The organism is Hafnia sp. CBA7124 (assembly GCF_002355555.1).
In the GTDB taxonomy this organism is placed as follows: domain Bacteria; phylum Pseudomonadota; class Gammaproteobacteria; order Enterobacterales; family Enterobacteriaceae; genus Hafnia; species Hafnia alvei.
The window spans coordinates 3,413,521-3,440,429 of sequence record NZ_AP017469.1; the positions used below are offsets into that span (position 1 = coordinate 3,413,521).

Here is a 26,909-nt window from a genome sequence, read left to right on the forward strand (position 1 = left end):
AGGGGACATATGAAACTCAATAAAATAGCCGGCGTGATCGGCTCGGGCATGCTATTGCTCAGCGCAAGCAGTTACGCACAACAAGCCAGTGAAGAAAGCAGCGGAGAAAAAAAAGGCTCAGCGGTATTTTCTCCACTTAATGTCTCGGCCGGTAAAATAACCAGCGAGCAAGAAGCCTTGGAAAAAACAGGGGCCGTCAGCTCACGCGACACCAATAAAAACTTAGAATCTCTCGACGCAACGTTACGCAGCATGCCCGGGACCTATACCCAAATCGATCCCGGCCAAGGCTCGGTTAGCGTGAATATTCGTGGGATGAGCGGTTTTGGCCGCGTAAACACCATGGTCGATGGCATTACGCAAAGCTTTTACGGCACCTCGACCTCCGGCACCGCCGTGCACGGCTCTACCAACAGTCAGGCTGGCGTGCTTATCGACCCCAACTTCCTCGTTGGCGTTGACGTGACTCGCGGCGACAGCAGCGGTTCCTCTGGGGTAAACGCCCTAGCGGGCAGTGCCAATCTGCGCACGATTGGCGTTGATGACGTGGTGTTTGCTGGGAATCCTTTTGGCGTGCGCTCACGCTTTTCCGTCGGTAGCAACGGCATTGGCCGCAGCGGAATGATAGCCGCCGCAGGCAAAACCGATGCTTTTACGGATACCGGCAGTTTTGGTGCCATGGCCGCCATCAGCGGCAGCTCGGTCTATTCCAACTTTAACAACGGCGATGGAATTAATAGCGAAGAGTTCGGCTATGACGAATTCATGAAGCAGAATCCAAAGTCACAGCTGTATAAAATGGATATCAAACCGAATGAGTTTAATAGCTTTGAACTCTCCGCCCGAACTTATCAAAATAAGTTTTCACGCCGCGACATCACCAGCGACGATTATTACATCAAGTATCACTACACGCCGTTCTCTGAATTAATTGATTTCAACGTCACGGCCAGTACCAGCCGCAGCGACCAAAAATATCAAGACGGATCGTTGTACACGTTTTATAGCACGTCAGCGCGTAACCGTTCTAATGCGCTGGATGTGAATAACACCAGCCGCTTCACGCTCGGTAATAACGATCTGGCTTTTACCATCGGCAGCAAACTGATGCGTACCCGCTATGACAAACTGATCAAATCCAACGCGGGTGATCCACAGTCTTCGCAAGAATCAATTGAAAACAATCCTTTTGCCCCGTCGGGCGATCAGGATATTTCAGCGCTGTATACCGGGCTTGAAATCAAGCGCGGAATTTATCAAGCTAATTTTAATCTTAACTACACTCAGAATAAGATCAGCGGTTTCAAACCCGCCTGCGATCCGCGAGTTATCTGTGTTCCACAGGGGGAATACAATGTTGATCAAAAAGAGAGTGGTTATAATCCTTCAGTAGAGATCTCTGCACAGGTAACACCGTGGCTCCAGCCGTTCGTAAGCTACAGCAAATCAATGCGTGCACCCAATATTCAGGAGATGTTTTTCTCTAACTCCGGCGGTGCATCAATGAACCCGTTCTTAAAACCAGAAAGTGCCGAAACCTATCAGGCCGGTTTTAATATTAAGGCGCACAGCCTATTGGTTGATGAAGATTTACTGCGCTTAAAAGCCTTGGTCTATCGTAGCAAGATTAAAAACTACATATTCAGTGAGTCATATTTAGTCTGCACCAACGGCCGTAAATGCAATATGACTGAAGTTAACGGCAATGACTGGGCTGACGTTAGCGACTACACCGACAATATGTACATCTACGTGAACTCCCAATCACTGGTACGAGCTCACGGTTTTGAATTAGAAATGGATTACGACGCGGGCTACGCGTTTGCACGTTTGGCTTATAGCCAGCAACACACCGACCAACCAACGTCGATTGCCAGCACCTATTTTGGCGCGGGGGATATTACCGAGCTGCCAAGAAAATATATGACGCTCGATACTGGTGTCAGATTCCTAGACAATTCATTAACCGTTGGCAGCATTATTAAATACACCGGAAAATCACGTCGCTTATCACCTAATTTTGATTTTGACGAGAAAACCGGCGCGGTGGTGAAGGAAGATCTCCCACAGATCCCAACCATCATCGATCTCTACAGCACTTATGAGATCAACCGCAACGTGATGCTTAAACTCAGCGTACAAAACCTGATGAATAAAAACTATTCTGAAGCATTGAACAAGCTCAATATGATGCCAATGCAGGGTGATGACAGCACGGCGGCCAATACGGCTCGAGGCAGAACTTATATTTTTGGTGGGGAAATTCGCTTCTAATCACCACGCCGTCATGCTGAATATTTCGGCATGACGGCATTAATATTGCCGGCTTCTCATTGATTACGAAGGCTGCAACACAATTACCGCCATACCTATCAGCGCAACGCAGGCACCAACCATATCCCAGCGGGTTAATTCAACACCGTCAACAAAGCGTAGCCAAAGCAACGCAACGCCAATGTATACTCCACCGTAGGCCGCATAGGTTCGACCCGCCGCAGTGGGATGTAGTGTCAGTAACCAAGCAAAAACAACCAAGCTCAACGCAGCTGGCAGCAATAACCATAGCGGCTTATGTTGCTTCAAAACTAAATAAGGCAAATAGCACCCAACGATCTCTGCGATCGCCGTCAGGCTAAATAATAAGAATGTTTTAACAATTAGCATTAGGGTATTTTTACCTAAAGGTCATGATACGTAGGCAGTTAACCCATTTTGCCCTGAAAAATATATTTGATCCACGTCTCATCTATTTACCCCTACTGATTAGCAGCACTATTACAAAGGCCTATAACGCATTAATTTGAAACAGGTATGCATTTTATGGCTATTTGTACCTATTTTTTCGCAACGTGTTTCTTTTCGCCAAGGCCATTGCTATAACGTCATCACTGGAAGTGAATTTATTATAACAAACACCCCCTATTAATATTAAAGGAACAGCTATGTCTAGAATACGGCAACGTACTCTGGAGAGTATGCAAAAATTCTCTAGGGCGATGATCGGTGCAGTGCTGTTTTTGCCAGTAATAGGTTTAATTCTGGCATTAAGTTCAATTTTAACTAACCCAACGCTTATTTCTGAAACTAGCTTTCTTCATCAACTTGGTCAGCTATTAGGAGACACCTTCTGGCCACTGTTTGGTAATCTTGGTTTACTCTTTTGTGTCGGTATTAGCTATGGATTAGCAAAGGATAAAAAAACAGAGGTCGCCTTAGTTTCCGTTATGTGCTTCATTATGTTTTTAGGTGCCAACCACTCTTGGTTGGAGTATACCCACGGCATTGCCAATAAAATAAACGGTGAATATTACGGAACAGGACAAACTCAAATATTAGGGTTTGTGGTTGTTGATATGGGGATATTCCTCGGTATTATTCTTGGCTGCACCATTGCATGGGTACATAATAAAGTCTCGCAAATAGAACTCCCTGGCGCATTATCTATGTATGGCGGCGCAAAGCTAACGCTTATCGCCATGACGCCGGTTGTTATTATCTACGCCATGGCTTTCACTTGGTTCTGGCCATTTATGACCCACGGCATTGCGGCGTTAACCGGCTTTATGAAAAACGCAGGCGTTGCTGGAGTATTTGTTTATGGTTTCTTCGAGAAATTTTTAATCCCTACCGGCCTACACCATTTCGTGTGGTCGCCTTTCCAACTTACGCAAATCGGCGGTTCGCTGACGGTCGATGGGCAGACGGTTTCTGGCACTCAGGCCATCTTCCTTGCGTATATGCGCCATCCCGATTTAACACCGGTGATGAACGATGCTCTGCGTTTCTCCCAGCAAGGTATGACCACTATTTTCGGCCTGTCTGGCGCTGCACTAGCGTTTTATCACACCGCGAAGCCAGAAAAGAAAATGCTCGCGAAAGCCGTTTTATTACCGGCTATTATTACCTCAATTCTGACCGGAATTACTGAGCCTATTGAGTTTACATTCCTATTTATCTCACCGCTTCTGTGGGTTATTCACGCCACATTAACCGCAGCATCACAGGCTATTTGCGATCTGCTACAAGTGAGGCCATGGGGAGCATCTGGCTTAATTGAGTTTTTAGCCTATAACCTACCACTACCCGTTTCGCTGACACGCTGGCCACTTTATATCGTGATTGGCATTGGACAGTTTATTGCTTATTACGTGATATTCCGCACCGTGGTCGTGAAATTAAAGCTTAAAACACCGGGTCGCGAAGACGATGATGATGTGAAGCTGTATAACAAAAAAGATTATCAAGAAAAAATTCAACAGGAAAAGAAAAATACGGGCTCACAGGCCGATGAAATTATTAAAGGACTCGGTGGAAAACATAACATTATTTCTGTCGATAATTGCTTTACCCGTTTACGCGTCGCTATTCATGATTTAACTATCGTCGATGACGCTGCTTTAAAAGCAACTGGTGCGAATGGCGTGGTGCGTAATAGCAATGAAGTTCAAGTTATTTACGGTGTCAAAGTTGGACAAGTACGCTCGAAAGTTGATACCTGGCTGGCTAATAATTAAATTGGGAGTACATATGAAACTAACAGTATTAGGTGGCGGCGGAGTACGCTCCGCATTTCTGGCAAAATCTCTGGCTTATAATGCCCACCGTATCGGATTAAAACAGGTCGTCTTTCTGGATAATTCAGCTCAGAACTTAACCATCTTTGGCGAAATTGCGCGTTATATATTTAATACTATTCGCCCTGATATTGAATTTAGCTTAACCACCGAGCCAGTATCAGCCTTACAAGACGCCAACTATGTGATTACCACACTGCGCGTCGGTGGCGATGAAAGCCGTATACATGACGAACGTATTGCGCTGGACCACAATACCTTAGGGCAAGAAACCACCGGTGCAGGCGGCTTTGCCATGGCCATGCGCTCTATTCCCGCTATTTTGGACTACTGCAAATTAATCGAAGAACATGCGGCACCCGATGCCATCTTATTTAACTTTACCAATCCATCAGGCTTAGTCACCGAAGCGATTATCAAATCTGGCTTTAAACGCCGCGTTTACGGTATCTGCGATGCACCATCAGAGCTGATTCGTGAACTACCTGACATTCTTAACTGCGACGAAAGTGAACTGCAGGTTGAGTGCTATGGACTCAATCATTTCTCTTGGTTCACGCATTTTACCGTGGGCGGAGAGGATGTAACCGAACAATTGGTTAATTCGCCTGAGCTGTATAAAAAAACGGCCATGCAATACTTCTCACCAGAATTAGTTCGTTTGTGTGATAACCAGCTATTAAATGAATACTTATATTATTATTACTATAAAGAAGAGGCACTAAAAGCTATTCAAGATTCAGGTGAAACACGAGGCGAACAAATTGCACGTATTAATCATGACATGCGTGAAGAGCTTAGCCGCATCGACGTTAAAGAAAATCCAGCCACCGCGTTTGATATTTGGATGAAGCATTATCTACGTCGTGAAAATAGCTACATGCAAAATGAATCTCAGCAGGAAAAATTCCACACCAGGGAACCTTTAACGCTGCAGCAATTCATCGAAGAGCCCGACAGCGGCGGCTACGCGGGCGTGGCATTAGATATTCTAGAAGCAGTCAACAGCAATACCACCAAGCGTATTGTGGTATCGCTTTCCAACAACGATACGCTGAATTTCCTGCATCCCGACGATGTTATTGAAATCAGCTGCGATCTCAGCAAAGAGGGATTAAAACCGGTTAAGCCTATCCATGTACCCGAGGCGCAGAAAAATATGATTTCCTGCGTGAAAGAGTATGAACGTCTCGCGGTGCAGGCAATTTTGACTCAGGATAGAACGCTCGCGGTTAAGGCATTGATGGCACATCCGTTGGTCGGATCATGGTCATTGGCTAGAAAGCTGGTTTCCGCCTATTTGCAGGGCCCTCAGTTTAAAAACTGGCACTAGAGCCTAGCATTGAAACTCTGGGGCGTCGCAGGACGCCCTTTCATTATTTCTTCTGCATAAACCACAGTTTCAGAAGATGTTCAAAGCCGAGAATACAGTAGCCAAAGAACGGATTAGACCAATAAATATCATCATCATATTTTTGTGGATCGTGAATAATAAATGACAGGTTAGCAGCCTGCGCTAACGGACTTTGATGGTCGCCGGTAAAACAAACAAGGTTGATATTTTTATTCTCTAGTGCCTTTACCCAGCTTAATGCGGATGAACTCCGGCCCGATTTAGAGATTAGCCATATCGAATCAAACTTATTGGCGTTTTTTTGTTCCAGAATTTCATAGTCTGGCCATAGCGCTAAGCTGGCGTTGACGCCGGTGACTAAAAACTTATTATAAATATATTGAGCAATAAGCTGCGAGAAGCCGCTACCGTGGATCAGAATCCGTTCGTTTTGTAGTTTTTCTAGCAGAATATCCACTTTCTCCGGCGGCTGAATATTCATAAAATCAACATCGTTGGTAACATCGAGCTTCGGTAGCGTAATGTTAAACTTAATAAAGTAAACCATCTCAAGCCAGCCGCTAAACTCAAGCTTTTTGGCTAACCGAACCAAAGATGAGGGATTGCTACAGCACTTCTCCGCCACGCTGCGTATCCCTTGTTGAATACATAACTCAGGATTGGCCTGTATATATTGAAGCACACCGATCTCAATATTACTCAGTTTAATGTTACGAAATAGATTTTGAATATCCATGATAAACCCCTGTTAAGCAAATTTGAGATTAGCACAGGCATTTTTTAATAACTGAGTAATCAGTCAAAATTATTTCACTTCGTAATGGGAAATAGGGATATGAAAAAACATCTTACGACCGTTGGCGCAACATTCTTTTTATGGGGGTTAATAACGGCGTTCAACAGCACATTAATTTTATTTTTCTATCGCTACTTTCAGCTTTCATGGCCACAGGCAATGCTCGTGAATGTTATATTTTATATTGCTCCCTTTTTAACTTGCCTGCCCTGTTCTAAACTTATCGCGCTATATGGTTACCGCACCATGTTACGCAGCGCCTTGCTGCTTACGATGAGCGGCTGTGGGCTATTAAGCTTAGCACTGGGTTGTTATTCGATTATCGGTGCCCTGTTTGCCGTATTCGCGATTGCAACCGGCGTTGCTGCCATGCAAGTTGTCGCTAACCCTTATCTCACGCTGCTCAGCCAAGAGCATAAGCGTGTAGGTAACCTCACCTTGGCCTCTGCTATAAACTCGTTAGGCACAACGTTAGCACCACTGCTGATTGCCTTAGCATTACGCGCATCGCCTATTGATTATGTTAATCACAACGAGCCGATTAAATGGATTTGGTTTGTCTTGGCCCTCTTTTCTGTGGGATTATTTGCAATAACATTTTCAATCAAACTACCTGATATTATTCAAGATAAAAAAAATAAAACTCACTCACCGACCCTATGGGGTAATACCAAGTTTATTTATTCCGCAGCTGCCATATTTATCTATGTTGGCGTGGAGGTTTCATTAGGAACGAATACCATCAACTATTTATCGACCATTGGAAAATGGAATACAGAAATCGCGATATCATTAATTTCACTGTACTGGGGCGGTGCATTAATCGGGCGTTTTATCTTTGGCATATTTGCCGATCGAATCAGCCTAAAAATTGCATTTCTGTCCGTTACGCTCGTCTCCGCATCTTTCATATTGCTATCCATTCTATTAAACAACGCGGCGGGTGGTTATCTATTACTACTAATAGGTTTTGCCAATTCGATTATGTACCCTATTATTTTTAGCCAAAGCATGGCAACGGTGCCTCACAGGGCAAACTTCGCGGCTGGCGTGTTAATTATGGCAGGGATTGGAGGCGCGATTATTCCTTATATTCAAGCACTAATGATTGATAGCCTGACACTACGTTTTAGTTTTTTACTGCCGCTGGCGCTTTATATATTGTTAGCATGCTGGGGAGCAAAACACCTCAAACCTGCCTCATCGCCTATTTCTGTTTTAGAGTAAATAGTAGCAATAGATCTTAGCCACAGGGTAAAGCCTGTGGCTAAGATAATAACGATTAGAAATCAGCTTTAAGCACCACGCGATAGCGGGCTTTGCCTTCACGCACATGTTTCAATGCTTGATTGATTTGCGACATCGGGTATAGCTCGGTTGTTGGTGCAACTTTAGTTCGTGCGGCAAACTTCATAAGCTTGCGCAGCTCATTTGGAGAGCCCGTTGCCGAACCAGAAATGCTCCGATCGCCGCCGATAAGCGTGAACGCTGGCACTTCTAACGGTTTCATCACCGCTCCCACCGTATGGAAATGGCCACCGTAGGTTAACGCTTCAAAGTACGGCAGCCAGTCTAGCGACACATTGACGGTATTGATAATCAAATCAAACTGTTTTGCCAGTGCGTTCAGCGCCTGAGGATCGCGGCTATTGACGACGCGATCGGCCCCCATGGCTAAAACTTCCTGCTCTTTTGCTGGATTTGAACTAAATGCCGTCACTTCACAGCCCATCGCGTGGAGCAATTTAATGGCGATATGACCCAAACCGCCGATGCCAATCACGCCAACTTTGCTGGTTGCGGTAATATGATGCATCAATAACGGTTTAAACACCGTAATGCCACCGCAAAGCATCGGTCCAGCCGTTGCCATATCAATATCATCCGGTAACGGAATAGCCCACTGCCAGTTACAGCGCAGCTTATCGGCAAAGCCACCTTTATTCATGATGGTCGGCACGCTACCGTTCTGACAGTTAATTTGATTTCCGCTGATACATGCATCGCAGTGCTGGCAGCTGTTTGCCGTCCAGCCCACGCCGACTCGCTGACCGACTTTTAGACCTTTGTTTTTGGCGGCATCCCCCAGCGCGTGGATATGCCCCACCACTTCATGACCTGCAATCAGAGGATAGTCAGAGAATCCCCACTCGTTATCGATCATCGATAAATCCGAATGACAGATACCGCAGTATTCGACTTTAACTTCAACGTCGTCTGGCTGTAGTGCACCAGCGTCATACTCATAAAGTTCCAGATCTGCCCCGGGTTTCAGCGCAGCATAGCTTTTGATTTTTGACATGTGATGACCTCTGAGAAAGTACCCATTCAAGACTACGCCACCCGCGTGAAAATCGATACATCACGCAGACAGTTTTACGGTTGAAATTCTTCACCATACGCGTATTAGCTGGGGAATAAATATTCTTCTTTATTTCAGTCTGTTGCCTTCATCATCCGCGATTTGCTCACCATCTTCCTTAACGAACGAACCTTTTTGGGCCGCAGGAAGAATCCCCAGAACCACTTCGGAAGGACGGCACAGCCGAGTTCCCAGCGGCGTTACCACAATCGGACGGTTAATTAGGATCGGATATTGCAACATAAAGTCGATGAGTTGATCGTCAGTAAATCTATCTTCTGCAAGCGCTAACGAGTCATACGGTTCCACGTTTTTCCGTAGCAAAGCCCGTACTGAAATGCCCATATCTGCGATGAGTTTGATCAACTCATCGCGTGAAGGTGGATTCTCGAGGTAAAGAATAACGGTCGGCTCAGCACCGCTGTTGCGGATCATCTCCAGCGTGTTACGCGACGTGCCGCAAGCCGGGTTGTGATAAATCGTAATATTGTTCATATCAGTATCTCATTACGAAGTGAAAGAGAGACGTAGCGCCAGCGCGGCCAGCGTTACAAACAGCACAGGTAGAGTCATGATAATTCCGGTGCGGAAATAATATCCCCATGTGATGGTCATGTTCTTCTGCGAAAGCACATGCAGCCAGAGCAACGTCGCTAAGCTGCCAATAGGAGTGATTTTTGGCCCTAAATCGCAGCCAATCACATTGGCATAAATCATCGCCTCTTTGATAACGCCTGTTGCGGTGCTGCCATCAATAGAGAGAGCACCAACCAGAACGGTCGGCATGTTGTTCATGATGGAAGAGAGGAAAGCCGTCAAGAATCCGGTGCCAAACGTCGCGGCCCAGAGGCCTTTATCTGCCAACACGTTCAGCACGCCAGAGAGGTATTCGGTTAATCCAGCGTTGCGTAAACCATAGACCACCAAATACATCCCCAGCGAGAAGATGACGATCTGCCAAGGCGCACCGCGCAGCACTTTCCCCGTGTTAATAGCATTGCCTCGTTTCGCCACCGCAAACAGGATCACAGCCCCCGCCGCAGCAATAGCGCTAACGGGAATACCGAGCGGCTCCAGAACGAAAAAGCCAACCAGCAGAAGGATCAACACTATCCAACCAGTCCTGAACGTTGCCGGATCTTTGATTGCTTTTACAGGCTCTTTAAGACGTTCAAGGTCATAGGTTGGCGGGATATCTTTGCTAAAGAACCAGTGCAGCATCACCAGCGTGGCAGCGATCGCGGCAATATCCACGGGCACCATTACCGATGCATATTCGGTAAATCCTAGATGGAAGAAATCCGCCGAAACGATATTCACCAGATTCGACACGATAAGCGGCAAGCTGGCGGTGTCGGCAATAAACCCCGCAGCCATCACGAATGCCAGCGTGGTACTTTTACTAAAGCCAAGCGCCAACAGCATAGCGATAACAATCGGCGTTAAAATAAGCGCTGCGCCATCGTTGGCGAACAGTGCCGCTACCGCCGCACCGAGCAAAACAATATAGGTAAACAGCAGGCGTCCTCGACCGTTTCCCCAACGAGAAACGTGCAACGCTGCCCATTCGAAAAAGCCGGATTCATCCAGAAGCAGGCTGATGATGATAACGGCAATAAAGGTTGCGGTAGCATTCCAAACGATATTCCACACCACAGGAATATCACCTAAATGCACAACCCCAGAAATCAAAGCCAATACCGCGCCCAACGTCGCACTCCAGCCGATCCCTAATCCCCTCGGCTGCCAGATAACCAAAACGATGGTCAGGACAAAAATTGCGCCTGCCAGTAACATAATATCTTCCTCGTTATAATTTCACATACACAAAAACATATGTGTTTAGTTAAATTTTTTAGATACAGACAGCTTTACCGCCGCTAGAACAATTTGCCACGGACAACTTACGGGCGAGAGCTTTAATATCGTCCTGCTGACTTAACCAAGCCTGCTCAATAACCTGAGCCGCCCAAGAAGGCATATGCGGAGATAAACGATAGTAAACCCACTTCCCCTGCTTACGATCCAGCAGTAGACCGCTTTCACGTAGCATCGCCAGATGACGAGAGATTTTCGGCTGTGACTGTTCAAGCGCGGTGCACAAGTCGCACACGCATAGCTCTCCCATTTCCCTAAGCAATAATACAATGCCCAGACGGGTTTCATCAGATAGATTTTTGAAGAGTTGCAGACAAGCTAGCGGCATCGTTCCTCCTGAATATTTGGCAACAGGATACTCTGCGGGTTGATAAAATCAATGATATATTCGGTAAAACATATGTTTTATGACCGAGATTAGGTGAGGTGACAAATTTTGCTCGACAAGGGATTTAGCGATGAATTTAACGACTGAGCCTTTCGAGGCTCTGAGTTTACGGGCTGACATAGCGGTGAAGAAAAGTGATATTGGGTTCATTTTTCCATTGCGTACCCATATCCACTTCCCCGCAGGGAACGGCCTTATATGGTACGTAGGGAATATCGTTTCCCGAATGTACGCCATGACAGAGGATTTGTGAGTGCGGTTGGTTGGTTTTAGATGACACTAAATGCAAAAAGCATCGAGCTATTAATTTGAGGCCTTGAAAGAGGTTATTACAACATAGAAGTAATGCTCTTAGTTTAAAAAAACTTACATGTCTTTCTCAATCGATATACTTCGAAATTGTTATAGAAATATCCATGGTGCACTAATTTACTAAAGAAAAATGGGAAGCGAGTGCACTCACAATACATGCCTATGATCATCGTTGCGCCAAGGACAAACATGACAGTAAGTAATATAAACTTCACGACTTTATGCATTGTAGTAAATAGTTTCAATAAATCATGAAGCAATAAGTTACACCAGATACAGTAAACGTATTGTATATAAACTCATCATGAGCTCCACTTACGGCGGGATTCATCCCCTGCTTGCTTCTGCTGACTCCCTTTCTATCGTTTTTGGTATTAGATAAGTGGCTTTCTTATTGGGTGAACAAGGGGCATTAGCTGGAAGAAGCAAGAAAAGAGCTTGAACTTTTATACCCAAGTTTCAGGCAAAAAAAATCCGACTTGATCAGGGATGCATGTTCAAGTCGGGAAAACTCATATTTCCGTATATGAAAAGGCAAAGTTCACATATAACTTCACTTCTTTGGCAGAAAAATATCATATCAGCTAATCCTTACTCATTTTGTGATTATGCCGAACGTTCATAAGACGTTGATATACCGTAACTAAACAACTTTTAGCAATTAACGCATTACACGCAGTGCATCTTATAGATATTCACTAGGTATGTGCTGAGTGCATGTCTTTAAGAGTCACCTGATCGATTTCCATATGATAATAAGCAGATAGTCTACGGGATGGGTTATGGAATCTTCAGCATTGGCGAGCAAATATGTGTCCACACAGAGTTTTAATTTGGCCCCTCACGTTAGGGGCTTTTTTCTCTACAAACTCAGGCAAAAAAAATCCCGACTTGATCAGGGGTGCATGTTCAAGTCGGGAAAACTCATATGTCCGTATATGACAAGTCAAAGTTCACTTCTAGGATGGACGGCAATCATATCAGCTAATCCTTACTTATTTTGTGCATATGCAGAACGTTCATAAAGCGTTGATATACCTCACCTAAACAAACTTATTCATCGCGCAACGTAGGCGTTTTGCGATGAAATCAATAAGACTGCCAATGAGTGGGATTAGCGGAAGGAAAGTGAATCAAGGATGAAGATGCTAGATGCGCAGCAAATAGACACCATTTTGGCAACGTTGTCCCAAATCTGTCCCACTTAGAAAGTTCAGAGCAATTAGTTTCGTATAAGTGATTGATTTAAATGGTGCGATAATAGGAACCAACAAAAAGGTACATCACGCTGATTTTAAAATAAAATTTAATATCGAAAAATAAAACTATACACATCACTATACACATCGGCGGTGGCGTTCATTTTTTATACTGAAACACGGTCAGTAAAAAAGTTTTTTTGCATGTAACTGTTCACACTGTTCATCATTCAAGTTACTCATTAAAAATCAAATCCTTACATGGTGATTAGTTGGTGAAGAGTGAGCAGTCGATTGTTAACCTAAATAGCTGTGCGGAATAGTTATCCATTTTTGTTCATCCCATGCAGAGTAAGGCATTGTTGCCATTTTCGCTGTCTAAACGCTATGCATCGACCTAGAGTGTTGTCCTTATGCCACATGCCACATGCCACATGCCAGTAGATGTAGCGGTCTTAGACGCAGCTATTTAGTAGGATAATCAGGTATAAACAGACCGGCGATTGCCGGTATGGAGGGGTTTAGCCTGAATCGCTTCCGAAGTTAGTATCAAAGTCACTTTCGCTATCGCTATGTAGTCGACTAAACGTTAATCAGAATATTCTCTCTACAAAATAGAAACAGATACTACTGCTTAAGTTTAACCAATGTCTTTTCGATTTTAGATAAACTTTCAGCTATTTTACGAGAGTTACTATTGTCTGAAGCGTCTATATAAGCCATTGATTGTATTTCAATATAACTCTCATTAGAAATTTCTCTTGAGAAGGGGTTTCTACTATTTGCTTTACGGAAAGTAGTTGTAACTTTTATTTTCTCATTACCAATAAAACCATTAATTCCAGCATAATCACCAAACATGAACACTCGACTGCTTCCTGGTGCAAAAAATGGTATTCCCTTAATAAGCGCGCTATCTTTCATATCACCAGATGCATCACCTGCAAATGCTTGACGTGGCAATACCCTGTCAAAACTGAACTTTACGTCCGCAGCAGCACTCTTCCCAATATTCTTGATGACAATGTTTAAAATTGTTTTTGAGTTCTCATTCTGTTCAAGATATACAATAACATCTGGCGAAGTGCTATCTTTATACACAAGGTAGCTGATTGCAGATGAGCCAATAGCTACTAACATGGTAAGCGTATTTACTACAAATCCGCCAGTTTGCAGAATATCCATTATAAAACCCTATTAGCTTGAAAAATCGCATAAATCCTTAGTCAGCAATAATGTGCCTTTCCTGCAATTTAGTAAAGTTTCTCTGAGGTTAGTGATGAGTCAAGACCGGCGGATGCCGGTCTTGGATAGGTTATGTCGCTGCGGTTTCATCGCACTTCGGCAGCCAATCGCCGTAGCTTTCCTCTTTCAGCGACAGGTTCGTCTGTATTCCCTGCTTTGTGTGCCGCTTCTCATAATTCAGGCCGTACTCTTTCAGCATCATGGGCAGCCCCAGCCCGAACATTTTCAGGCTGAGCACGTTCCTGTACCCGTTAGCCTCCATATAGGCCAGATACGCGTGATAGAGATATTTACGGTAATTTCGCGGGATAATACTGGCATTACCCATAAACATCCCGTTGGTCTGCGGAAGCATCTCCAGATAGCCACAAAAATCAAACGTCGGGTCAGCATCGCGCTTGATGCTGAGCGCTTCGCCGGAGTTTTGCTGCGACTGAAGTAGAGTGCGCGCTGCCATCGGGTCGCTGAATTTCTGCATAAGCTGGCGCACGATAACGGCCAGCTCGCGTGCGATTTTGTCCCTGAGCTGCGGGTCGCGCTCCTCCGGGGCGATTTGCTCCGGGAAGTGAATAATCACCCGGCGGCGTGATACACCGCCGCTGCGGTCGGTAAAGCGCATCGGGTTATTGTTCACGGCCAGAATAACCGCCGGAATATGCGTCGAGTACGGATTCTGGTATTTCGGGTCAACGGAGACCGCATCGCCGCCGGTGATGGCCTTGAGTCCGGCACCGTCTCCGCTCCATTTTTCTTGGTCAGGTAAACGAATAAGCGAGAAGCCAATCAGGGATGCACGCTTGCGGGGGTCTTCCAGCGTGTCAATGTCGGCCGACGTGGCGTTATCTTCCCCAGCGAGCATGGTCGCAATTTCGGCCAGAATACTTTTACCGCTGCCGCCGGGGCCGGTCACCTCGAGAAAGAGCTGCCAGTCGTAGCGGTTCGCCAGCACCATAAACAGCGCGGCCAGAATCACGTTACGTTTTGTCGGATTACCACTGGCCGCCCGGTCGAGCCAGCGCCAGAAGTTAGGCGCGTGAGTTTCCAGCGTTTCCCCCTCGACCGACGGGGTAAAATCCACGTCGCATAGTGTGCGCAGCCAGTGCGATTTGTGGTGCGGGCTGAATACGCTGCTTTGGGTATCGAGTACCCCGTTGCGAAAGCCAATCAGACGACGCGCTGGTGTATCCTGCTGCGGAATGATCAGTTTCAGTGTCTCCACCACAGAGGCAATTTTCCCCGACGAGAACGGGGCGCGAAGACGCTGGAATAAATCAGCCACATTTCGTGAAAAAGTGGCGGCAGGGATATTTTTCCAGATGCCGCTTTCATAGCGGGACAGAAGCTGGCCGTTCGCATCCACCGCCAGCGCTTCGCCGTAATGCTCATGCACCCGCAAAGCCTTTTCACTGGCGCTCATGGCGGTAAATTCCGCCTCGCTCATGGTGTCGAATGGACTTTGTGCCGGTGGCCGGATGGCGTCATAAATGGTCTTACGCGTGACCTCTTCGCCGTGCTGCATAAACGCATCATTCCAGTCACCAAACACTGGCGGCAGGGCAACAATGCCCTCACAGGCTCCTGCGGCCGCTGCGGCTTTGTTCTGGCCGTCGCCGTTCAGGTCGCGGTCGGCAGCGAAGGTAATCTGACAGACTGGGTATTTCTGACGGGCAAGGCTCGCCAGAGAAAGGAGGTTCACGGACGATAGCGCCACCATAACAGTTTCGCCAGTCAGGTGATGCACGGTGAGCGCGGTCGCATAGCCCTCCGCTATCCACAGACGTTTTCCTGACTGTTTCTGCCCCTCAATGATATGACATGCCCCTTTTACCACTCCGCCTTTCAGGGTGCGTTTGAGACCGTCAGCATTGATAAGCTGGAGGTTAACCAATGCGTCGGTATCGTCATGCAGCGGGACAACCATATCACCGGAACGGAACGTCACACCGCCGGTTTTATGCGTGGCCGTCAGTATTACACATTCATGGCCGGGGAAGCCCTTTCGGGTCAGGTAGGCGTTGCCGGTAGCCGTTCGGGTTTTATCCATGAGTTTGACGGCCAGCGCGGCCGCCGCTTTGCGGTCAGCCTTCGTTTCAACTTCTGCGGCCGCAATCACTTCTGGGGCAACCGATGGCAGGTTACCGGTGACGGCATTCACCTTTTGGGCTGCCTCTGACGGTTTTACACCGAACACCTTCTCAACCAGTTTCAGGCCATCCCCCGCGCCGCACTGGTTACAGAACCACGTCCCGCGCCCCTCTTTATCGTCAAACCGGAAACGGTCAGAGCCGCCGCACACCGGACAGGCCTGATGCCGGTTTTTAATCACCTTCATCCCCAACGCCGGGAGAATGCGCGGCCAGTGACCGCACGCCTGTTTTACCGTTTCTGTTACGTTCATTTTCATCGTTATTTTCTCCCTCAGTGCAGTACCGGTGCGGTGATATGACGGGCGCAAAGCTCATCCATCACGGCCAGCCCGAGAAAGGACAGTGAGGGAGCGACCTTGAGTGGTCCGGCTTCCATCAAATCTTCCAGCAGTGCACAGGCAATCTGACGCCCTTTTTCCTCGCCGTGCTGGCGCAAGTAGAAGCCCTCCAGCTCGTCGGCAATGGCGCTTTCCAGCGCGTCGAGGGTGAGCTGCGGGTAGCGGTGCTGATGCTCGCATACCGTCAGCCATGCACAGGCCACGGCGCGACGATACAGTGCGGCGCGTAATACGGGTGGTAATGGCTTTTTCATACGTTACCCTCCCCGGTCAGCCAGCGCTGATTGCAGCGTTCGACCACGCCGTCGAGCTGGGCGGTCATAAGGTAAATCAAGGAGGTGAGCTGTAGCTGCTGTGCCGGGTCACGACGGACAGTGGTACTGTCCTGCTCCAGCATCAGGTCGCTGACGAGCTGGCCGACGTTGCGCATATGCTCCAGACATTCGAGGTCACGGGCGGTAAGGGTGGTGTGTTTCATGCGCGCCCCTCCGCAACCGGCAGACGGCCAGCGAACGAGAGGACGTAATCGCGAACGAGGGAAAGCCGTGCGGCGTGTTCATCACTGGCAACAGTACGGAGCATACAGATACGGGTTTTACGGTCTGCGCGACGAACGGCAGCAAACACAAAGACAAACTGCGGGTGTAGCGGGGTGAGGATAGTAGCCATGATGGCAGCCTCCATTGAGTAGCGGTTACTGCTACCACCGGAAACGCCAATTTCACTGGTGGCAGCCCGAACGGGGTTGGCGTAACCGGCCTCAATGTATACCGGCCAGCCCGAAGGCTGCCCCGCCCGGACTACCATTATCTTGCTGGGACGATAGTGTGCGCATAGACACCACAGCCCGGAAAATGGGTGTACCTGAGCTACGACGAAAAAAAAGACGCTTGGCGCGTCTGGTGTCGCCATTGAGTTTCGCGGAACGCCAATTCCGGCTGCCGATTTTGCGACAGCGGGAAAACTATATCTGGAAATGGCGAACAGATGCAAGCCAGAAAAAGGGGCTTTTTGCAGAACAGGAATAATCATGCGTCATAGCCCCGGTTGCGTTCAGCAATGCGACCCGCCATCCATGCGGTGATTTCAGACTGCGCCCACGCCACATTTTTACCGCCGAGGGAGATTTGTTTCGGGAAAGCCCCCCGGCTGATGAGGTCGTAAATGGTCGACCGGGACAGGCCGCATAAATGCACCACTTCGGGCAGGCGGATAAAGCGCTCCTGAACGGCATCAGATACCGGCATCAGTGGCGCGGCAGGGGCAGAAGACGGGGAAGAAAAAGCAGTGTGCATCGGGCTACCTCATAAAGTCCATACAGTGCCGGTCGTGTCCGTCCGGCTTCGGGTAGCTCTCTATTTTGTGAATATTTTCTCTCAGGGCAACAAGTCTTTTTGTTGTGTCTGACCACACAAATATTGATTTTTCGAAAGTGGAAAACACTGGCAATTATTGACAATCATTGGCAACCCGCTGATTACTTTTATTTATTAACTTCTACTCAACTAATCAGAATAAAATATAAGTCCCAATGAAGTACAAAGAGAGGAGAGTGAACAGTGGTGAACAGACGGTGAACACTCACCCCCTCAACTATTCACCATTTAACATATTGTATTAACTATATTTTTATTTAAGGTGAACAGTGGTGAATAGTTAATAGTATAAAAACAAGCAGAGAGAGATTTTCCTTCAACCTTTCTCTGGCCAGCCTGCTTTTGAAAGTCCCGTCTGTGCCATTCCTGTCACAACTGCAATGAGTCGAGTTGTTGTGTGGCGCACGGCAGAATCTTCTCAACTTGACACTATTGAGGAGACACTCCATGACCGTAACCGCTATCCCTGATTACCTGAAACCTGCATTCCAGAAATTGGACGCAGCCAGAACCGCCCATCTTGAAAGAGCCCGTCAGATGGATGACACCACCACGGCAATTGCCCGAACCGCAGAGCAGAAAGCAGAGATTGAAAAGGTAAACGGCAGTGATACCAGCGTATGGCGCAGGGCATTCCGTGCGGGTGGTGCAGTGCTGACGGATGAGCTGAAACAGCAGCATCTGGAGCGCGTTGCCTCCCGCGAACTGGCGCAGGAATGTGACAGGCTAGCCGAGGTGCTGGCCTATGACAGTGACCGACTGAAAGCCTCCTGTGATGCCACGGCCAGAGAATACCGTCAGGCACATCACAACGTGCTCAGCCAGTACGCCGCGAAAGAGCTGGATAATGCGCTGCGTGATACGTGCGGGGCGCTTGTCCGGGCAATGAAACTGAAAATGCTGGCGCTAGATAATCCACTCGCTAACACCGTCGGGATTCAAGGTTATGTCGAACCCGATAAAGCGATCATGCAGGAAGTGAAAACGTGGCTTGAGAGTGCGGTGAAGAACTGTCACATCCGTCTGACTGATGAGCCGGTGCTGTTTAAAGCTGGGCTATCGGCTGAGACGCTGGCGCATATGAATTACGGCGTGGCAGTGACTATCTGCCAGCGTCAGATCTTCTTTAACAAACTGCGTGAGCGTGAAGCTGACCTGAAAGCGCGGGGGCTGCTGGAGTGATGCTCTGCCCGTTCTGACTGACCCGCAAACAGGAGCTGGCCGACACAGAACAGGAATACAACGAGCTCATTGTCACATGTGATAGCAGTGCCTCTGCGCGATATTATCGATGTGAAAAAGTGGGAAATTAATCAGGCGGCCGGTCGCTATATTCGCTCGCATGAAAAAGTGCAGCGTATCAGTATCCATGACCGGCTGAATGATTTTATGCAGGCGCAGAACTGGCCGCTCAGTCGCCCATCAAAAAAAACCCTTAAATCCCGTCTTTTTTCCCGAATTAAGCCATGCATGCGTAAGGTGCATGGTTTTGCATGCGTTTTCAGCTCCCAAACTCCCTCGCTAACGCCAGTTCTAGTGCGATCTGAGGCTATTTATGCACCTGCATTAAAAGCGCCCTCTTAAGCGGGCAGGCGTGGCGGGGAGAGCATTGCGCGCCAACGGTAAAGTATTTAATTAATTTTGCGACCGGAGCGCGTCGCTACGCCTTGCTGGTTTGCGGAAGTGCCGGGGGCAGCTATTTGCGAAAATTAGAGGCTTCAAAGGCGGTCAGACTAAGGGAAAGAAAAAGCCGCTCGAAAGCGGCAGTAAACAAAAGGTATTTAGAGAACCAGAAATTAATTATTTTTTAAATTATTTATTTAAGCCAATGGTCTTTGACATCAGAAAAATTCACACTGTGCCACTGTTCTTTCCAAACCTCCCAATATTTAATATCATTTGAGGAAGGTTGACGATCTTTTGGACATTCATCAATTGAAACTATTGATGGTAAAACAATTGACTCACCTATTACTAATGCTTCACCAGCTTTAAGTGATGGGAGAGTATCGATAATAGCACCAAGTGTATCTGGTAGTAATCTTTTCACATAATTTTGGTCTATTGGGTTTGTCAATCTCATTGCAATAAAATTATTACATTGAGAAAAAATTGTTTCAGATATTTCTGATGGTCTCTGACTTGCCAAAAGAAGAGTAACTCCGTATTTACGCCCCTCCTTTGCAATACGTTCAATTGATTTTTTAGAGGATCTATACTTTACCAAGTCACTATTTGGAACGTACTTATGTGCCTCTTCGTAGACCAAGAGAACAGGGAAATCAGTATCTTTACCTTGAGATTCCATGAATTTCTTATAAATGTAGCCATATTCAAAAACAAGCCTAGATATCAATGAAACGGTTATACTCAGCACTTCAAAAGGTATGCCACTCAGATCTATTATTGTTACATTTTTATTACTTTCTGGTGCCTCTGAAGCCCCTAGCAAGCTTTTAATGACATTTTCGAATTTTTGATTCCTTGATTCATCTGAAAAAAGAAATGACAGTCTATCTTGATTAATCTTTTCTGAGAAGCGTGATATAAACTTATCTAACGTGCCATCCGCGTAAAAACCTTTTGAAATATTTGACGCTTTTGAATTGTAGAATTCAAACTTACAATTAAAGTATTTCTCAATACGTTCACTATCACTCAGTTTACATCCACATTCTGAAGTAGTTGAACTATCTTTCTTCCCATCAGCAGCTCCCGACTCCCCAACAATCATGTATCTATCACTTGCCTTTGAGTTTCTAGTTTCATCCCTCAGATTTTTCAAAGCCGTTTCAACTTCATTTATGTCAAAAAAGATTGGACTATCATAAAAAACTTTTGACATTGAAGGATTATGCTTTCTTTTATTAGCCGTAACTAACATACGGAATACTGAGGATTGGTTGTAATTATCTCTTTCTCCAGTATCTAAAAGAATCTCTTCTAATTCTTCACTGTTTAACAACCAATACGGTAAAGATAAATTATTGACATCAAGAAAATTAGCGTCAGGAAATGCCGAGTGATATTCAGAATGAATATCGAAAATAATGACATGAGAATTATTTAAATTAAAGTCACCATTTTTCCCAGAAACCGCTGTTTGTATTACTTTTGAAACCGTATGAGATTTTCCTGAACCAGTAGATCCAACTATAGCAATGTGTTTATTGAAAAATTTATTACCATCTAAAGGGATTCGAATATCATCATTGTATGATAATGAACAAAACTCAAAGTGTTTATTTTTATCAACTGAGTTTCTGTAGATATTATCAATATCCTCAAACGTGGCTGGAGCAGCTTGTTTAGGAGGTAATGCTATTGAGTCCCCCCCTCTTTCAAATCTACCATTTTTTATTATACCTAATGGATTAGCCTGTATGAGATACTTTCTTTCCCCATTATCCTTTGCCTCAATAGAGAAATTTTCTATTATCCCTATTAGCATCATTGATTCATCGTCCGATGGAACTTTAATGTAAGAGCCTACTTTTAGATTTTGTCCATCTTTAAATTCATCGAGATTACCAACGATAATTTTAATGCTATTTGGATAAACTGAAATCACTTCAGCATTTACTTCATTAATATCATTATCTACCATTTTTAAGTATCCTTTTGCACATATCTAATGACTTCACTTGGATTTTCATTGACTTTCCGCGCGTTAGCTCACACTCATAAATAGGCTTATTCAAATAAAATTGATAGATCTCTTTTCTTTTAACAGAACAAGCTAAGATTTCATCTAAATATCTAATATCATTAATAAATCTCACCTTATAGTATGATAAATCATTTACATCCTTCATTATTGAATCAGTACTAAAATCATCACCCAAAAAATCAAATCCATCCATTGGGGGAAAACCAGCACTAGCTAACTCCCGTTTTAAATTTTTCAATCGTTCGAGAGACATTCCTTCAATATATATATATGGACTAAAACGATTCTCTTTTGATAGTCTCACAACACCTAACCTTGACCACCTCTTAACAATAACAGCGACTATTTCAATATAATCTTGAATATTAAAATTATTGTCTTCAAATAAGAAAAAACGATCGTAGTTACTTGCATTCATTACTGGTGGGAAAAGCTCATCCTTTAATTTATTGCAATACTCTTTCTCAGTTCTGAAAACCTCAAACCATAGATCAAATAAAATATTTTTATTATCAATGGTACTAAAAAATTCACTAGGTATGATTTTCCTATTTTCGACACCTTTTTTTGTCGCTATTTCCTTAATTTTAGATATGGCATTATTATAATAATAACACTCAGCTTCAAACTCAGTGCAAGAAAACTTACCAGATAAAAGAGTGAATATATTTTTTAATTGAACATCATATGAAGAAGCATGAATATCAACTTTTAAAAGGTTGATAAAATCCGTTAGCTGTTGGTCATCAATATTTAAATCTTCGTGGACGCGAATGGTTTTCTTTGTCTTGACCTTATTAATTATGGGAAACTCATTGTATGTCAAAAAATTTTCTTTAAGGTATTCAATGGTTAGTGGGAGTGCTAACTTCTCATGCCCTGAAGGATAATAACCATACAATGTATAATTATAAATCTCCACTTTCGCAGCTAATCTTTTGGCATAATCCGTTAGCATTAATTGTATAGGATGTGCAATAACAGAATGATTATACTCAGTATTTTCATAATACTTACATTGAATTGCAGTGATTTCATCTGCATTTTTTAGATCTATATCTTCAACACCTTCAACATAGATCACATCATCATCTTTGGCGCGTAATAACTCCACTATGGTTTTATCGAACTGATAGAAATAACCTTTAATTGCATGTATTGCACTACGTGGGCTGTCCATACTCATCCTTCTTTTAATATTTTATCTGAATACCACTGCATCATACTCTGACGTTTTTCAAAATAATGAGCATGATTATACGTTCCTCGAATACTATTTTTGTCAACATGAGCGAGCTGCATTTCAATCCATGCAGAATCAAATCCGTTTTCATGAAGAATTGTAGACAGAGAATGCCTAAATCCATGCCCGGTGACTTTTCCGCCATAGCCAATACGCTTGATAACCTGATTAATACTTGCCTCACTCATAGGCTTACTCGGATCGTTCCGCCCCGGAAAAACATAACGATAGTTCCCTGTCATGAGCTTGAGTTCATTGAGTAAATCTAACGCCTGAACAGACAATGGCACAAGATGTGATCTGCGCATTTTCATCCTTTCAGCGGGAATTTCCCAAATAGCGTTATCCAGATCAAATTCTTGCCATAATGCCGCGCGTAATTCGATGGTTCTCACACCCGTAATCATTAGTAATTTCGTGGCTATCTGGACAAGCTTACTCCCGGAGTAACCCTCTAAGGCACCTAGAAAATCAGGTATCTCATCAGCTTTCAGGAATGGGAAATGATTGGATTGGTGTACTTCGAGAGCGCTGGAGAGATCAGCCGCAGGATTGTACTCCGCCCTACCCGTTGCAATTGCGTAGCGAAACACTTCGGAGCAACGCTGCCGCACTTTGCGCATTTTCTCCAACGCACCACGTTTCTCAATTTTACGCAGAACGTTCAGCAGCTCTAGCGGTTTAATCTCTCCCACTGGCCTTGTTCCGACATAAGGAAAAATGTCGTTCTTAAACGCTTCCATGATGTCTGATGCATATCCCGCCGACCATTTGGCAGATTTCATCTGGTGCCACTCTGTAGCGATCTTTTCGAATGCGCTTTCAGACTCGGTTTGCAAAGCAATCTTCTGCTCTTTTCGAGCCTCACTCGGATTCTTTCCTTCGGCGACAAGTTTTCGGGCATCGTCGCGACGGGAACGGGCATCAGCAAGTGCGATGGTCGGGTACACACCCAGCGAGATCATTTTTGGTTTACCGGCAAAACGATAACGGAATCGCCAACTCTTGCTTCCATTAGGTTCTATAAGCAATGACAGCCCTTGCCCATCTCCAAGTGTATAGGCTTTAGCTTCAGGCTTAGCGCGGCGAATCTGCATATCGTTTAAAGGCATGTGTATAGGAATCCAAGACCGAACAGGGACATATACACAATCCTATACACATTCCGTATCGGATTCTACTGGATGATTACGAACAGTGACGGACTAAAAGACGATAAATTCGTTATAAATCAGTGGTATTATGGATGAATACGGACGCTTGGGGAAGTTGAAATGGTGCCGATAATAGGAGTCGAACCTACGACCTTCGCATTACGAATGCGCTGCTCTACCAACTGAGCTATATCGGCACTGAGGGAATTATTTGCTGAGGAAACGCCTGAAGTGCGGGAATTACGATAGTTAAATTCATCAATAGCGTCAAGGTGCTCGGGATTCGTATGACTATTAAATCAACACAAAAGGCCATTTTGTTCTTAAGGTGATTTTCCTTAGGGAAATTATTTATATCTACAAATCCTATCAAGCCGCACACATACGACATCAGACCGGGCGTTTTTTAGTTAGTCTGGAACACGTATTCCATTATTCAATGGATAATTGGAATTTCCGTTAACCCATCACGGAGTCTGTTATGTCTATCTCATCTCGCCTCAATCGCCGGTATATTCTGGCGCAGCGCCCTCAGGGGATGCCTTCCGATCAAGATATTCGTTTAGAGCAAATTGCTCAGCCAGAACCGGTACAAGGGCAGGTTTTACTGCGCACGCTTTATCTTTCGTTAGATCCCTATGTCCGTGGCCGTATGGATGATACACCGTCTTATTCGCCTCCGTTGGCTATCGGTGAGGTGATCTGCGGCGGTACGGTGTGTCGCGTTGAGCAATCACTGAATGAGAAATATCGGGTTGGCGATCTGGTTTTGGCCTACACCGGTTGGCAGGACTATGCATTATCAGACGGTGAAGGGCTGCAAAAGCTAGATGCCAATATGGCTCACCCTTCCTACGCCTTGGGCCTATTGGGGATGCCTGGTTTTACGGGCTATATGGGCCTCACCGATATCGGCAATCCACAGCCGGGTGAAACCGTAGTTGTGGCCGCCGCAACAGGTGCCGTGGGTTCCGTTGTGGGTCAGGTAGCAAAACTACGCGGCTGCCATGCAATCGGCATTGCCGGTGGTGCTGAGAAATGTCGCTATGCGGTTGAAACGCTGGGGTTTGATATTTGTCTTGATCATCAAGCACCGGATTTTGCCGTGCAGCTAAAACGAGCCTGCAGCAAAGGCATCGACGTCTATTATGAAAACGTCGGCGGCGCCGTTTTTGACGCGGTTCTGCCTCTGTTGAATACCAAGGCAAGAATCCCGGTATGTGGCATGATCAGCCAGTACAACGGTCATCATAGCGACCACCAGCAAGACCGTTTACCTCTGCTGATGTCGACCATCTTGAAAAAACGCATGCGCGTTGAAGGCTTTATTATTTCTCAGGACTATGGCGATCGTTATCCTGAATTTTATGCCCAGATGAGCACATGGCTGGCGCAAGGAAAAATCGCGTTTAAAGAAGATATTGTCGAAGGACTTGAGAACAGCATTAGCGCCTTCCAAGGGCTATTGAGCGGTAAAAACTTTGGTAAGCTGATTATTAAAGTCGCGGAATAACCAAGAATATCTTCCTGTTAAACGGAGAGATATTTTGTAGAACGGGTAGATAGAAAAAACGGCGCTCAATGCGCCGTTTTCATTCTGCGAGAGAAACCATTAGCGACGAATTAAATCGTCACCGTAACCAATCCATTTATAGGTGGTTAAGGCTTCTAGACCCATCGGGCCTCGGGCGTGAAGCTTCTGAGTGCTCACCGCAACTTCAGCGCCTAAGCCAAACTGGCCGCCGTCGGTGAAGCGCGTGCTGGCGTTAACGTAAACCGCTGAAGAATCCACTTCGCGCACAAAACGATCGGCATGGTGCATGTTGCGCGTCAAAATCGCATCAGAGTGCTGAGTGCCGTGCTCGCGGATGTGCTCAATCGCACCGTCCAGCCCGTCAACCACCACCACGTTCAGATCCAGCGACAGCCATTCGTCATCTAATTCCGCCTCTTGTACCGGCGTCACAGGCGCAGGCCCTTGGCTTAGCAACGGCAATGCATGCGGGCAGGCGTGTAATGAAACGCCCACTTCGTGCATACGCTGGCTGAGCTGCGGTAAGAACTGCGCGGCATCCTGTTTGTTTACCAACAGCGTTTCTACCGTATTGCAGGTGCTTGGACGTTGGGTTTTCGCATTCACAATAATCTTCAACGCCTGTTCAGCATCCATGCCCTGATCGACATAGATATGACACACGCCGATACCGCCGGTGATCACCGGGATCGTTGACTGCTCGCGGCACAGTTTATGTAACCCAGCCCCACCGCGCGGGATCAGCATATCAACGTAGCGATCCAGTTTAAGCAGCTCGGTGACCAGCGCACGGTCAGGACTTTCAATCGCCTGCACGGCATCGGCTGGTAGCCCTGCTTTTTCCAGCGCACGCTGAATCACTTTTACCGTGGCCTGATTGGTACGGTGCGTCTCTTTGCCACCGCGCAGGATCACCGCGTTACCGGTTTTAAGGCACAGCGCTGCGGTATCCACGGTCACGTTCGGGCGTGCTTCATAAATCACCCCCACCACGCCTAACGGCACGCGACGACGTTCGAGATTTAACCCGCTGTCTAATACGCTGCCATCAATCACTTTACCCACCGGATCGGTGAGGTTACACACCTGACGCACGTCGTTAGCGATGCCTTCCAAACGGCTCTGCGTAAGCTGTAAACGATCGAGCATCGCTTCGCTCAAGCCGTTCTCACGCGCCTGCTGAACGTCCATCTGGTTCGCTTGCAGAATAGATGCACTATCCTGCTCTAAATAATCGGCAATCAGCGCAAGCGCCTGATTCTTCTGCGCCGAGCTAAGGACGGCTAAGTGATAGGATGCCCGTTTGGCCGCCTTACCCATTTCTTCTAACATGTTAACC

Annotated in this window: 22 protein-coding genes, 1 tRNA gene and 1 pseudogene; 7 read left to right on the plus strand and 17 right to left on the minus strand. The window is 46.0% G+C overall.

The genetic code is table 11. From position 1 onward, the window contains the following. Window positions 1-9 precede the first annotated feature (9 nt). Window positions 10-2,274 carry a TonB-dependent receptor domain-containing protein gene (locus CPY98_RS15680; RefSeq protein WP_096388381.1) on the plus strand — a complete coding sequence of 755 codons (2,265 nt, stop codon included), beginning with the start codon at window positions 10-12 and terminating at the stop codon, window positions 2,272-2,274. Window positions 2,275-2,337: 63 nt separating this feature from the next. On the opposite strand, the gene CPY98_RS15685 is transcribed toward CPY98_RS15680, so the two are convergent. Continuing rightward, a complete protein-coding gene (locus CPY98_RS15685) occupies window positions 2,338-2,664 on the minus strand; it encodes a YnfA family protein (RefSeq protein ID WP_043495105.1) in 327 nt (108 codons plus the stop codon). Between the two features lie 278 nt (window positions 2,665-2,942). Here CPY98_RS15685 and CPY98_RS15690 point away from each other — a divergent pair, with 278 nt between their 5' ends. Next, complete coding sequence (locus CPY98_RS15690) at window positions 2,943-4,514, plus strand: PTS transporter subunit EIIC (RefSeq protein WP_046450080.1); 1,572 nt, start codon at window positions 2,943-2,945, stop codon at window positions 4,512-4,514. Window positions 4,515-4,527: 13 nt separating this feature from the next. Then, window positions 4,528-5,907, plus strand: a complete 1,380-nt coding sequence (locus tag CPY98_RS15695) for a glycoside hydrolase (protein ID WP_046450079.1) — start codon at window positions 4,528-4,530, stop codon at window positions 5,905-5,907. A gap of 43 nt (window positions 5,908-5,950) precedes the next feature. Here the strand turns inward: CPY98_RS15695 and CPY98_RS15700 are convergent, their stop codons facing one another. Then, window positions 5,951-6,664 carry a MurR/RpiR family transcriptional regulator gene (locus CPY98_RS15700; protein ID WP_025800121.1) on the minus strand — a complete coding sequence of 238 codons (714 nt, stop codon included), beginning with the start codon at window positions 6,662-6,664 and terminating at the stop codon, window positions 5,951-5,953. Between the two features lie 99 nt (window positions 6,665-6,763). On the opposite strand from CPY98_RS15700, the gene CPY98_RS15705 reads away from it, so the two are divergent. Beyond that, window positions 6,764-7,951 carry an MFS transporter gene (locus tag CPY98_RS15705; protein ID WP_096388383.1) on the plus strand — a complete coding sequence of 396 codons (1,188 nt, stop codon included), beginning with the start codon at window positions 6,764-6,766 and terminating at the stop codon, window positions 7,949-7,951. Window positions 7,952-8,006: 55 nt separating this feature from the next. On the opposite strand, the gene CPY98_RS15710 is transcribed toward CPY98_RS15705, so the two are convergent. The 10 genes from CPY98_RS15710 to CPY98_RS15760 form a co-directional block, all read right to left on the minus strand. After that, complete coding sequence (locus CPY98_RS15710; protein WP_040044383.1) at window positions 8,007-9,026, minus strand: NAD(P)-dependent alcohol dehydrogenase; 1,020 nt, start codon at window positions 9,024-9,026, stop codon at window positions 8,007-8,009. 129 nt (window positions 9,027-9,155) lie between these two features. Further along, window positions 9,156-9,581, minus strand: coding sequence for a glutaredoxin-dependent arsenate reductase (gene arsC, locus CPY98_RS15715; protein ID WP_043495113.1), 426 nt, complete (start codon window positions 9,579-9,581; stop codon window positions 9,156-9,158). 12 nt (window positions 9,582-9,593) lie between these two features. Next, window positions 9,594-10,883, minus strand: coding sequence for an arsenic transporter (locus tag CPY98_RS15720; protein ID WP_096388385.1), 1,290 nt, complete (start codon window positions 10,881-10,883; stop codon window positions 9,594-9,596). A 58-nt stretch (window positions 10,884-10,941) separates the two neighbouring features. Beyond that, window positions 10,942-11,292, minus strand: a complete 351-nt coding sequence (locus tag CPY98_RS15725; protein WP_043495116.1) for a transcriptional regulator — start codon at window positions 11,290-11,292, stop codon at window positions 10,942-10,944. Window positions 11,293-13,490: 2,198 nt separating this feature from the next. After that, the gene (locus tag CPY98_RS15735) at window positions 13,491-14,048 is read right to left on the minus strand and encodes a hypothetical protein (protein WP_096388387.1); all 558 of its coding nucleotides are present in this window, start codon (window positions 14,046-14,048) and stop codon (window positions 13,491-13,493) included. Between the two features lie 130 nt (window positions 14,049-14,178). Beyond that, a complete protein-coding gene (locus tag CPY98_RS15740) occupies window positions 14,179-16,512 on the minus strand; it encodes a primase-helicase zinc-binding domain-containing protein (protein ID WP_096388389.1) in 2,334 nt (777 codons plus the stop codon). Between the two features lie 14 nt (window positions 16,513-16,526). After that, a complete protein-coding gene (locus CPY98_RS15745; RefSeq protein ID WP_096388391.1) occupies window positions 16,527-16,847 on the minus strand; it encodes a DUF5375 domain-containing protein in 321 nt (106 codons plus the stop codon). Beyond that, window positions 16,844-17,071 carry a hypothetical protein gene (locus CPY98_RS15750; RefSeq protein ID WP_096388393.1) on the minus strand — a complete coding sequence of 76 codons (228 nt, stop codon included), beginning with the start codon at window positions 17,069-17,071 and terminating at the stop codon, window positions 16,844-16,846. The genes CPY98_RS15745 and CPY98_RS15750 overlap by 4 nt, the downstream gene beginning before the upstream one ends. Beyond that, window positions 17,068-17,625, minus strand: a complete 558-nt coding sequence (locus CPY98_RS15755; RefSeq protein ID WP_096388395.1) for a host cell division inhibitor Icd-like protein — start codon at window positions 17,623-17,625, stop codon at window positions 17,068-17,070. The genes CPY98_RS15750 and CPY98_RS15755 overlap by 4 nt, the downstream gene beginning before the upstream one ends. Continuing rightward, window positions 17,622-17,888, minus strand: coding sequence for an AlpA family transcriptional regulator (locus CPY98_RS15760; RefSeq protein WP_096388397.1), 267 nt, complete (start codon window positions 17,886-17,888; stop codon window positions 17,622-17,624). Before CPY98_RS15760 ends, CPY98_RS15755 begins: the two co-directional genes overlap by 4 nt. Window positions 17,889-18,416: 528 nt before the next feature. Between CPY98_RS15760 and CPY98_RS15770 the strand changes: the two genes are divergently transcribed. After that, entirely contained in the window at window positions 18,417-19,151 is a 735-nt protein-coding gene (locus CPY98_RS15770; protein ID WP_096388399.1) for a glycoprotein 3, read from the plus strand. A gap of 17 nt (window positions 19,152-19,168) precedes the next feature. Further along, window positions 19,169-19,385, plus strand: a pseudogene (locus CPY98_RS15775) (phage polarity suppression protein); the annotation flags it as partial. A gap of 400 nt (window positions 19,386-19,785) precedes the next feature. On the opposite strand, the gene herA reads toward CPY98_RS15775, so the two are convergent. From herA to CPY98_RS15795, 4 genes are all read right to left on the minus strand, one after another. Continuing rightward, window positions 19,786-21,576: an anti-phage-associated helicase HerA gene (gene herA / locus CPY98_RS15780; protein ID WP_096388401.1), complete on the minus strand. Its 1,791-nt coding sequence runs from the start codon at window positions 21,574-21,576 to the stop codon at window positions 19,786-19,788. Continuing rightward, window positions 21,566-22,819, minus strand: coding sequence for a DUF4297 family anti-phage-associated protein (locus CPY98_RS15785; RefSeq protein ID WP_096388403.1), 1,254 nt, complete (start codon window positions 22,817-22,819; stop codon window positions 21,566-21,568). The genes herA and CPY98_RS15785 overlap by 11 nt, the downstream gene beginning before the upstream one ends. 2 nt (window positions 22,820-22,821) lie before the next feature. Beyond that, window positions 22,822-23,994: a tyrosine-type recombinase/integrase gene (locus CPY98_RS15790; protein WP_096388405.1), complete on the minus strand. Its 1,173-nt coding sequence runs from the start codon at window positions 23,992-23,994 to the stop codon at window positions 22,822-22,824. 163 nt (window positions 23,995-24,157) lie between these two features. Beyond that, window positions 24,158-24,233: transfer RNA gene (locus tag CPY98_RS15795), tRNA-Thr, on the minus strand. A gap of 284 nt (window positions 24,234-24,517) precedes the next feature. On the opposite strand from CPY98_RS15795, the gene CPY98_RS15800 reads away from it, so the two are divergent. Beyond that, entirely contained in the window at window positions 24,518-25,549 is a 1,032-nt protein-coding gene (locus CPY98_RS15800) for an NADP-dependent oxidoreductase (protein ID WP_096388407.1), read from the plus strand. 99 nt (window positions 25,550-25,648) lie between these two features. Here the strand turns inward: CPY98_RS15800 and proA are convergent, their stop codons facing one another. Then, a complete protein-coding gene (proA, locus tag CPY98_RS15805; RefSeq protein WP_096388409.1) occupies window positions 25,649-26,902 on the minus strand; it encodes a glutamate-5-semialdehyde dehydrogenase in 1,254 nt (417 codons plus the stop codon). Window positions 26,903-26,909 lie beyond the last annotated feature (7 nt).